The following is a 10,171-nucleotide window of genomic DNA, read 5'->3' on the forward strand; positions in this document are numbered from 1 at the left end:
GTGGTCCGTAATCCGGCGCGGGCGGGCCGGGGGTCGGGTCGGGCCGGTCGTCGTGGGGCGGAGGGGCGCCGGAGTCGCTCCGTTCGCTCACAGGCCCTCCGCCCGGTCCTCGCCCAGCGCGGTGAGCCGGTCGCGCAGCCGGGACGCCTCGGCCGGACGCAGACCGGGCACGCGGGCGTCGCTCGCGGCGGCCGCCGTATGCAATTGCACTGTGGCGAGGTCGAACGCGCGCTCCAGCGGACCCGCGCTCACATCGACGAACTGCATCCGCGAGTACGGGACGATGGACAGCCGCCGCACCAGCAGGCCGTGCCGCACGAGCAGATCGTCGTCGCGCTCGGCGTACCCCCAGGCGCGGACCGCGCGCACGATGGTGACCGACCGCCAGACGCCGATGAGCAGCGCGACGCCGACGGCGGCACCTAGCAGCCAGTGCCCGGACAGCGCCCAGGCCACGCCGAGCACCACGAGCGCCACGGCCAGCCCGATGCCGAGCCGGATCAGCTCCACCCAGATCAGGTCGCGCGAGATCGGCTGCCACCGGACCGTGTCCGGCCAGGGCTCCAACGCGCTGCGCGAGGCGGGCGGAACGCCGGCGGGGCCGTCACCGCTCACCGGGAGGACCTGCCGTGCTCGCCGCCGGTACGGACTCGGATCATCTGCTCGCTCACGCTTCGAGCGTAGGCGATCAGGGAAGCGGGACCACCTCGCGGAGGAAGCCGCGTGCCTCGAGGAAGTCACCGAGGGAGCCCCGGTGCTCCGGGCAGGCCAGCCAGGTCTTGCGCCGGTCCGGCGCGTGCAGGCGGGGATTGTGCCAGCGGAGCTGAAAGGCGGCGGGTGCGCGACACCCCCGCGCCGAGCAGATCAGCGTCTCGTCCGGGGTGGTGGGAGTCGTCACCGGGGCGAGTCTAGAGGCCGCACGCCGGGAGTTTTAGCGCCGGGCGGCCACGGGGGGAGCCGCCCGGCGACGGGGTGAATCGTACACACGGCGGACCCCTTGTTGTCCACCCGTGTTCAGCGTTTCCCGCGCGGCGGGACGGCGTGGCCGGACGGCGCGGCGAAAATCGTGCCTCTCCCACCCTCGGCTCTCAGCGAGGCATGACAGTCTTGATACGCACCACGCCGCGACGACGACCCTGCTGTGGAGGACCGGTGGCCCAGCCGACCACACCCGACGTGCCGAACCCGACCGAGGTGGCGCCGGACGCGCCGCCCCCGGCGGGCACCACCCCGGCACAGGACGCCACGCTGCTGGAGCGGGCGCTGTTCGAGACCAAGCGGGTGATCGTCGGCCAGGACCGGATGGTCGAGCGGATGTTCGTCGCGCTGCTGGCCCGGGGCCACTGCCTGCTGGAGGGCGTCCCGGGTGTGGCCAAGACGCTCGCCGTGGAGACCCTGGCCCGGGTCGTCGGCGGTTCGTTCGCCCGGGTCCAGTTCACCCCCGACCTGGTGCCCGCCGACATCATGGGCACCCGGATCTACCGGCAGTCCAGCGAGAAGTTCGACGTCGAGCTGGGCCCGGTCTTCGTCAACTTCCTGCTCGCCGACGAGATCAACCGCGCGCCGGCCAAGGTGCAGTCGGCGCTGCTGGAGGTGATGAGCGAGCGGCAGGTGTCCATCGGCGGCGAGAGCCACCGGGTGCCCGACCCGTTCCTGGTCATGGCCACCCAGAACCCGATCGAGCAGGAGGGCGTCTACCCGCTGCCGGAGGCGCAGCGGGACCGGTTCCTCATGAAGATCGTCGTGGGCTACCCGACCGACGCCGAGGAGCGCGAGATCGTCTACCGGATGGGCGTGGCCCCGCCCGAGCCGGCCCGGGTGTTCGACACCCCGGACCTGGTCGCCCTCCAGCACAAGGCCGACCAGGTGTTCGTGCACAACGCGCTCGTCGACTACGCGGTCCGGCTGGTGCTCGCCACGCGGGCGCCGGCCGAGCACGGCATGCCCGACGTGGCCCAGCTCATCCAGTACGGCGCCAGCCCGCGGGCCTCGCTCGGCCTGGTCCGGGCCACCCGCGCGCTGGCGCTGCTGCGCGGCCGGGACTACGCGCTGCCGCAGGACGTGCAGGACATCGCACCGGACATCCTGCGCCACCGGCTGGTGCTCAGCTACGACGCGCTCGCTGACGACGTACCGGCCGACCACATCGTGCACCGGGTGATGTCGACCATCCCGCTGCCCGCCGTCGCGCCCCGCCAGCAGGCCGCACCACCGCCGCCGGCCGTGCCGCACAACGGGTGGCCCGGGCAGCGGCCGTGACCTCGCCCACCCGGCTGAGCGCCACCGGCGACCGCTCGGGGGCCGCGCTGGCCCGGCTCCAGCTCATGGTCACCCGCAAGCTGGACGGGCTGCTCCAGGGCGACTACGCCGGGCTGCTGCCCGGTCCGGGCAGTGAGGCGGGGGAGTCCCGGGAGTACCGGCCCGGCGACGACGTGCGCCGGATGGACTGGCCGGTCACCGCCCGCACCACGATGCCGCACGTGCGGCGTACGGTGGCCGACCGCGAACTGGAGACCTGGCTGGCCGTCGACATGTCGGCCAGCCTGGACTTCGGCACCGGACGGTGGCTCAAGCGGGACGTGGCGGTGGCCGCAGTCGCCGCGCTGGCCCACCTCACCGTGCGGGGCGGCAACCGGATCGGCGCGGTGGTCGGCACCGGCGGTCCCGGGACGGTGCTGCGGCTGCCCGCCCGCGGAGGCCGCAAGGAGGCGCAGGGGCTGCTGCGGGCGGTCGCCGGCGCCGAGATCCGGCCCGGCCGCAGCGACCTCGGCGCGCTCGTCGAAATGCTCAACCGGCCGCCCCGGCGGCGCGGCGTGGCGGTGGTGATCTCCGACTTCCTCGCGCCGCCGCCGCAGTGGGGCCGGCCGCTGCGTAAGCTGCGGGTCCGCCACGACGTGCTGGCCGTCGAGGTGGTCGATCCGCGGGAACTGGAACTGCCCGACGTGGGGGTGCTGCCGGTGGTCGACCCGGAGAGCGGGGAACTGCACGAGGTGCAGACCGCCGACCCGGGCCTGCGCCGCCGGTACGCCGAGGCGGCGGCCGCCCAGCGCCTGGCGATCGCCGCCGAACTGCGCGCCGCGGGCGCGGCCCACCTGCGCCTGCGTACCGACCGAGACTGGCTGCTGGACATGGTGCGTTTCGTCGCCGCGCAGCGGCACGCCCGCACCCGAGGGACGACTCGATGATCCGTTTTCTGCAACCGTGGTGGCTGCTCGCCGTGCTGCCGGTGCTCGCCCTCGCCGCCGCGTACGTCTGGCGGCAACTGCACCGCCGGCAGTACGCGCTGCGGTTCACCAACGTCGACCTGCTGCGCACCGTCGCGCCCAAGGGACTGGGCTGGCGGCGGCACGTCGCGGCCACCGCGTTCCTGCTCTGCCTGCTGGTGCTGGCGACCGGGCTGGCCCGGCCGGCGATCGACACCCGCGAGCCGCTGGAACGGGCCACCGTGATGCTCGCCATCGACGTGTCGTTGTCCATGCAGGCCGACGACGTGTCGCCGAACCGCCTGGAGGCGGCGCAGGAGGCGGCCAAGCAGTTCGTCGGCGAACTGCCGGAGAGCTACAACCTGGGACTCGTCTCGTTCGCCAAGTCGGCGAACGTGCTGGTGCCGCCGACCAAGGACCGGGCCGCCGTCACCACCGCCATCGACGGGCTGGTGCTGGCCGAGGCGACCGCCACCGGCGAGGCGGTGTTCACCTGCCTGGAGGCGATCCGGTCGGTGCCGGCCGACGGCGCCGCCGGCATCCCGCCGGCCCGGATCGTGCTGCTGTCCGACGGCTACCGCACGTCGGGCCGCTCGGTCGAGGAGGCCGCCGCGGCGGCGCAGGCGGCGAACGTGCCGGTGTCCACCATCGCGTTCGGCACCGACTCCGGGCAGGTCGACATCGGCGGACAGCTCCAGCGGGTGCCGGTGGACCGCACCGCGCTGTCCCAGCTCGCGGAGACCACGCAGGGCTTCTTCTACGAGGCCGCGTCGGCCAGCGAGCTGAAGCAGGTCTACCAGGACATGGGCAGCTCGATCGGCTACCGGACCGAGCCGCGCGAGATCACCCAGTGGTACGCGGGGATCGCGCTGCTGCTGGCCCTGTGCGCGGGCGGGCTGAGTCTGCTCTGGACGTCCCGGCTGGTCTGAGCCGGAACCGGCCGGCGGTGGTCAGTGACCGCCGCCGGCCAGCACGAACAGGACGGCCACCCAGACGGCGGCGAGGGTGAAGCCCAGCGGGGCGACGTAACGGCTCATGAGTGTGCTCCGTGGCGACGGTCGGCCCGGTGCGGGCCGATGGGGGTCGGGGCGTACGCGCACGAAGTCGTGACCGGGTGCTCCGCCGCGCGGCAGGGCCACCCCCGGCAGGTGTGGCCGGAGAGCGGATGCGGTGCGGAGGGCGGGAAGCGGGTCAGCCGCGTCGACGGAGCCGTGGCTCAGCGGGGCTGACGGTGGGCCCGGCCACGACTGGGAGGATCGCTATCTCGCACAGCGATCACCTCCTGTCGGTCGGCGGGGCCCGGAACGCGGGCGCAGAGCGGCCCGCAGACCCGGTGATCGTACACCGGGGGTGCGGGTGTCGCGCACGCGGCCGACCGGTCCCGCGGACCCCGGCGGGAGCGGCCCTGTGACCTGCGCGGGTTAGCGCTTACCTGTCGGTAACCCCTAGGCTCCGACCGACCGAGAGATCACTGGAGCAGAGGGGGATCCGTGGCCCGAACCGTGCTGGTGACCGGCGGGAACCGGGGGATCGGCCTGGCCATCGCGCAGGCGTTCGCCAAGCAGGGCGACCGGGTGGCGGTGACGTACCGGAGCGGCGAAGCCCCCGAGGGCCTGTTCGGTGTGCGGTGTGACGTGACCGACGCCGAGTCGGTCGACGCCGCGTTCACCGCGATCGAGGCCGAACTCGGCCCGGTGGAGGTGCTGGTCGCCAACGCCGGCATCACCGACGACACGCTGATCATGCGGATGTCCGAGGAGCAGTTCGCCCGCGTCCTCGACACCAACCTGACCGGCTCGTTCCGGGTCGCCAAGCGGGCCTCGACGAAGATGCTCCGCGGCCGCTGGGGGCGGATGATCTTCATTTCCTCAGTGGTCGGTCTCTCCGGCGGCGCGGGTCAGGTCAACTACGCGGCCAGCAAGGCCGGCCTGGTCGGCGTGGCCCGCTCGATCACCCGCGAGCTGGGCACCCGCAACATCACCGCGAACGTGGTGGCACCCGGCTTCATCGACACCGACATGACCGCGGGCCTGCCCGAGGAGCGCAAGGCGGAGATCCGCAAGTCGATCCCGGCCGGCCGGATGGCCACCCCGGACGAGGTCGCGGGCGTCGTCACCTGGCTCGCCTCGGACGCGGCGGGATACGTCACCGGCGCCGTCATCCCGGTCGACGGCGGCCTCGGCATGGGTCACTGAGCAGAGCACGGAGGAGACACGCAATGTCCGGACTTCTCGCCGGTAAGCGGCTGCTGGTCACCGGCGTCATCACCGACGCGTCGATCGCCTTCTCGGTGGCGAAGCTCGCCCAGGAGAACGGCGCCCAGGTCGTGCTCACCGGCTACGGCCGGCTCTCCCTGGTGGAGCGGATCGCCAAGCGCCTGCCCGAGCCGGCGCCCGTGATCGAGCTGGACGTCAGCAACGAGGAACACCTGGCCGGGCTGGCCGACAAGGTACGCGAGCACGTCGACGGCCTGGACGGCGTCGTGCACTCGATCGGTTTCGCCCCGCAGAGCTGCCTCGGCGGCGGATTCCTCGACGCCCCCTGGGCGGACGTGGCGACCGCGCTCCAGGTCTCCACCTACTCGTACAAGTCCCTCGCCATGGCCGCGCTGCCGCTCATGTCCGCCGGCGGCGCGGTGGTGGGTCTCACGTTCGACGCCACCAAGGCGTGGCCGGTCTACGACTGGATGGGCGTGGCCAAGGCCGGGCTGGAGTCCGCCTCCCGCTACCTGGCGCTGCACCTGGGCAAGCAGGGCATCCGCAGCAACCTGGTCGCGGCCGGCCCGCTGCGCACCATCGCCGCCAAGTCCATCCCGGGCTTCGACCAGTTCGAGGACGCCTGGACCGAGCGGGCGCCGCTGGGCTGGAGCCTGACCGACCAGGAGCCGGCCGCCCGGGCCTGCCTGGCGCTGCTGTCGGACTGGTTCCCGGCCACCACCGGCGAGATCGTCCACGTCGACGGCGGCTACCACGCCATCGGCGCCTGACACCCGGACCCGGGGTGGCCGCCGCGCCGCCCCGGGCCGCGAGGGACAATGGTCCCCATGGCGTACGACGCGTTGGTGCTGGTCTCCTTCGGCGGCCCGGAGCGGCCCGAGGACGTTCTCCCGTTCCTGCAGAACGTGACCCGGGGGCGGGGAGTGCCGCCGGACCGGCTGGCCGAGGTCGCCGAGCACTACATGCACTTCGGCGGGGTGTCGCCGATCAACCAGCAGTGCCGTGACCTGCTCGCGGCGATCCGCGAGGACTTCGCCGCCAACGGCGTCGACCTGCCGGTCTACTGGGGCAACCGCAACTGGGATCCGATGCTCGCCGACACCGTCGCGCGGATGCGCGACGACGGGATCACCCGGGCGCTGGCGTTCGTCACCAGCGCGTACGGCGGCTACTCGTCCTGCCGGCAGTACCAGGAGGAGATCGCCTCGGCCCGCGCCGCGGTCGGCCCGGACGCCCCGCTGATCGAGAAGCTCCGCCAGTTCTGGGACCACCCCGGCTTCATCGAGCCGCACGTCGACGCGGTCCGGGCCGCGCTGGCCCAGCTCGACCCGGCGAAGCGGGACAGCACCCGGCTGGTCTTCACCGCGCACTCGGTCCCGATGTCCGCGGCGGCCACCGCCGGCCCGCACGGCGGCCGCTACACCGCCCAGCTCGAGGAGGCCGCCCGGCTGGTGCACGCCGCGGCCGCGCCCGACCTGGCGTACGACCTGGTCTGGCAGAGCCGGTCCGGGCCGCCGCAGGTGCCGTGGCTGGAGCCGGACGTCAACGACCACCTGGCCACGCTGCCCGAGCAGGGCGTGACGGGCGTGGTGGTCAGCCCGATCGGCTTCGTCTCCGACCACCTGGAGGTGGTGTGGGACCTGGACACCGAGGCGCTGGAGACGGCCAAGCAGCTCGGCCTGGACTTCGTCCGCGCCGGCACGCCGGGCACCGATCCGCGGTTCGTGGCGATGGTCCGCGAGCTGGTTCTGGAGCGCACCGCCCCGGACGGCGAGCGGCTGCGCCGCCGCCTCGGCGAGCTGCCCGCCTGGGACACCTGCCCGGCGTTGTGCTGCGTGCCCCCGGCCCGCCGGCCCTGAGCCCGACCCGACGACACCCTGGGGACGACACGATGCTTGACCGAAAGCCGGTGCAGAGCTGGCTCACCGACATGGACGGCGTGCTGGTGCACGAGGGGCAGCCGGTGCCCGGCGCCCCGGAGTTCGTCAAGAAGCTGCGTGCCTCCGGCAAGCCGTTCCTGGTGCTGACGAACAACTCCATCTACACGCCGCGCGACCTCCAGGCCCGGCTGGCCCGGATGGGGCTGGACGTGCCGGAGGAGGCGATCTGGTCGTCCGCGCTCGCCACCGCCCAGTTCCTGGCCGACCAGCGGCCGGGCGGCACCGCGTACGTGATCGGTGAGGCCGGCCTGACCACGGCGCTGCACGCGGTGGGGTACGTGCTCAGCGACTTCGCCCCGGACTACGTGGTGCTGGGGGAGACGCGCACCTACAGCTTCGAGGCGATAACCAAGGCGATCCGGCTGATCAACGACGGCGCGCGATTCATCTGCACCAACCCCGACGCCACCGGCCCGTCGATGGAGGGCGCGCTGCCGGCGGCCGGCTCGGTGGCGGCGATGATCTCGAAGGCGACCGGCGTCGACCCGTACTTCGTCGGCAAGCCCAACCCGATGATGATGCGCTCGGCGCTGAACACCATCGACGCGCACTCCGAGTCGACCGCGATGATCGGTGACCGGATGGACACCGACATCCTGTGCGGCCTGGAGGCCGGGCTGGAGACGATCCTGGTGCTCACCGGCATCAGCAGCCGGACCGAGGCGGAGCGGTACCCGTACCGGCCGTCGCGGATCGTCGACTCGGTGGCCGACCTGATCGACGAGGTCTGAGCGCGGGCTGTCCCGCCGCTCCGGCCGCTGCTCGCCCGGCCGCTGTCGGTGGCGCTTGCGGCGCTAGAGACGCAGCGGCGCGTTGCAGGCGGCCACCAGGGCCTGCCGGCACGCGGTGGTCAGCGGCCGCAGCGCCGCGTCCCGCTGCTGCGCCTCGTAGGTGTTGACCGCGCCACCCGGCGCGCTCTCGCCGGCCAGTGCGAGCACCCGGTCCAGCACCGCCGCGCGGGCGAACAGTCGGCGGGCCCGCGGGTCGAAGCCGGGCGGCAGGTCGGTCGCGCCGTCCGGGCGGCGCAGCGCGGCGAGCGCCCCGGCGAGTTCGGGCCGCCACTGCGCCACGTCCAGCCGGGTCAGCGTCGCGGTGGTCTCGGCCAGCACGGCGGCCAGTTCGGCCTCCGCCTCCGCCGCACCCGGCGTGGCGAGCGACGCCTTCGGCGCGTCCGCCGGCAGCGGGTGGACCCGCCAGAGCACCGTCTCCCAGGTCATCCCCGAGCCGGAGGTGTGCGTACGGACCTCGGGCACCAGCCCCATCCCGCTCGCCACCACCGCTTCGCCCGCCACCAGCGCCGCCCCGGCGAACGCGCCCGGACCGGGCAGGCCCCGCGGGTCGCCGGGCGCGGGCAGCACCAGGCGGATGTCGTCGGGTGAGTGCTTGGCGAGGCTGGGCAGCGCCTCCCGCAGCGACACGTCGGTCCAGGTGCCGGGGGCGTCGGCGACGAGGTGCTCCTCGTCGCCGGCGACGGCGTCGGCCACCTCGTCGAACGGCACCAGGCCGGCTCGCCAGGCACGCACCCAGGCGACGAACCGGCTCGACCGGCGCGGAGCCAGTGTGGCCGCGCCCGTTGCGGGGGAGGACATGCGGAAAGGGTACGTGCTCCGCGCCGCTGCTGTCTCGGCTGCCGCTCCGGCGGCGCGACCTGGCCCCAACTACCCCCTTCGCACCGTTTCGTGCCGACGGATGGTGGCCCGGTCGGCGCGTCGCCGAGCGACACGCCGGGACGCTGGCTAGCGTCTGCGGCATGGCGGGGCGATACGACGGGGACGTGCTGGCCGGCGACTGGCGACGACGGAAGGTGACCCCCGAGGTCGACGCCGAACCCGACCTGGTGGTCGAGGACGCCGACTCCGGATTCTGCGGCGCCGTGGTCGGCTTCGACTCCGGCGCTGTGGTGCTGGAGGACCGGCACGGGCGGCGGCGCAACTTCCCGCTGCTGCCCGCCGCGTTCCTGCTCGACGGCAAGCCGGTCACGCTGCGGCGGCCCGCCCGCGCCCCGGTGCCCGCCGCACGACGGCGCACCGCGTCCGGCTCGATCGCTGTGGACGGCGTACGGGCGCAGGTCGCCAAGGCCAGCCGGATCTGGGTCGAGGGCGTGCACGACGCCGCGCTGGTCGAGCGGATCTGGGGCGACGACCTGCGCATCGAGGGCGTGGTGGTGGAACCGCTCGACGGCATCGACGCGCTCGCCGACGAGGTGCGCGCGTTCGCGCCCGGCCCGTCCCGCCGCCTCGGCGTGCTCGTCGACCACCTCGTGCCCGGCTCGAAGGAGAGCCGCATCGTGGCCCGGGTCAACTCGCCGTACGTGCTGGTCACCGGGCACCCGTACGTCGACGTGTGGCAGGCGGTGCGCCCGGCGGCGCTCGGCATCCCGGCATGGCCCGTGGTGCCTCCGGGGCAGCCCTGGAAGGAGGGCGTCTGCGCGGCGCTCGGGGTGGCCGAGCCGGCGGACATGTGGCGGCACATCCTGTCCCGGGTGGACAGCTTCGCCGACGTGGAGACGCCGCTGATCAACGCGATGGAGCGCCTGATCGACTTCGTCACCGAGCCCGGGTGAGTGGTCGCCCCCGGACCCGCCGTGCGCGGCTCCGTCCGCCCTCGGTCCCGTACCCGCCTGGGTCTCCCTTCCGTCTCCCGTCCCCGCGCCCCTCGCCTGGTTGATCAAGGAGTTTGTGGGCGTGCTGGAGATCGACGCCGACACAAACTCCTTGATCACCGCGCCGAGCGGTGCGGGTGTGCGTCGATCATGGAGTTGTGGTCCCGGCGGATCGGGCGTATCGGGCCGAAATGGGGGCCACAAGTGCAA

11 protein-coding genes are annotated in these 10,171 nt (G+C 73.7%); 8 read left to right on the forward strand and 3 right to left on the reverse strand.

Annotation, left to right across the window (positions count from 1 at the left end; all coding sequences use genetic code 11):
* Positions 1-87 precede the first annotated feature (87 nt).
* Entirely contained in the window at positions 88-615 is a 528-nt protein-coding gene (locus EAD96_RS20320) for a PH domain-containing protein (RefSeq protein ID WP_120568984.1), read from the reverse strand.
* A 73-nt stretch (positions 616-688) separates the two neighbouring features.
* Positions 689-898 carry a hypothetical protein gene (locus EAD96_RS20325; RefSeq protein ID WP_120568985.1) on the reverse strand — a complete coding sequence of 70 codons (210 nt, stop codon included), beginning with the start codon at positions 896-898 and terminating at the stop codon, positions 689-691.
* Positions 899-1,152: 254 nt separating this feature from the next.
* Here EAD96_RS20325 and EAD96_RS20330 point away from each other — a divergent pair, with 254 nt between their 5' ends.
* The 7 genes from EAD96_RS20330 (at position 1,153) to EAD96_RS20360 (ending at position 8,090) form a co-directional block, all read left to right on the forward strand.
* Positions 1,153-2,259, forward strand: a complete 1,107-nt coding sequence (locus EAD96_RS20330) for a MoxR family ATPase (protein ID WP_120568986.1) — start codon at positions 1,153-1,155, stop codon at positions 2,257-2,259.
* Positions 2,238-3,185, forward strand: coding sequence for a DUF58 domain-containing protein (locus tag EAD96_RS20335; protein WP_121685433.1), 948 nt, complete (start codon positions 2,238-2,240; stop codon positions 3,183-3,185). Before EAD96_RS20330 ends, EAD96_RS20335 begins: the two co-directional genes overlap by 22 nt.
* Positions 3,182-4,132 (forward strand): VWA domain-containing protein, encoded by a 951-nt coding sequence (locus EAD96_RS20340; protein ID WP_013287373.1) that lies wholly within the window; start codon positions 3,182-3,184, stop codon positions 4,130-4,132. The genes EAD96_RS20335 and EAD96_RS20340 overlap by 4 nt, the downstream gene beginning before the upstream one ends.
* 561 nt (positions 4,133-4,693) lie before the next feature.
* Positions 4,694-5,398, forward strand: a complete 705-nt coding sequence (gene fabG / locus EAD96_RS20345; protein WP_120568989.1) for a beta-ketoacyl-ACP reductase — start codon at positions 4,694-4,696, stop codon at positions 5,396-5,398.
* Between the two features lie 23 nt (positions 5,399-5,421).
* Positions 5,422-6,189, forward strand: a complete 768-nt coding sequence (gene fabI / locus EAD96_RS20350) for an enoyl-ACP reductase FabI (protein WP_120568990.1) — start codon at positions 5,422-5,424, stop codon at positions 6,187-6,189.
* Between the two features lie 57 nt (positions 6,190-6,246).
* Positions 6,247-7,278 (forward strand): ferrochelatase, encoded by a 1,032-nt coding sequence (locus tag EAD96_RS20355; protein ID WP_121685434.1) that lies wholly within the window; start codon positions 6,247-6,249, stop codon positions 7,276-7,278.
* Complete coding sequence (locus EAD96_RS20360; protein WP_192580785.1) at positions 7,227-8,090, forward strand: HAD-IIA family hydrolase; 864 nt, start codon at positions 7,227-7,229, stop codon at positions 8,088-8,090. The genes EAD96_RS20355 and EAD96_RS20360 overlap by 52 nt, the downstream gene beginning before the upstream one ends.
* Before the next feature lie 63 nt (positions 8,091-8,153).
* Here the strand turns inward: EAD96_RS20360 and EAD96_RS20365 are convergent, their stop codons facing one another.
* Complete coding sequence (locus EAD96_RS20365) at positions 8,154-8,948, reverse strand: hypothetical protein (RefSeq protein ID WP_121685435.1); 795 nt, start codon at positions 8,946-8,948, stop codon at positions 8,154-8,156.
* Between the two features lie 161 nt (positions 8,949-9,109).
* On the opposite strand from EAD96_RS20365, the gene EAD96_RS20370 reads away from it, so the two are divergent.
* Complete coding sequence (locus EAD96_RS20370; RefSeq protein WP_120568992.1) at positions 9,110-9,922, forward strand: DUF3097 domain-containing protein; 813 nt, start codon at positions 9,110-9,112, stop codon at positions 9,920-9,922.
* The last annotated feature ends 249 nt before the right edge of the window (positions 9,923-10,171 follow it).

It is taken from the genome of Micromonospora sp. BL1, from assembly GCF_003667485.1.
GTDB classification, from domain to species: domain Bacteria; phylum Actinomycetota; class Actinomycetes; order Mycobacteriales; family Micromonosporaceae; genus Micromonospora; species Micromonospora tulbaghiae.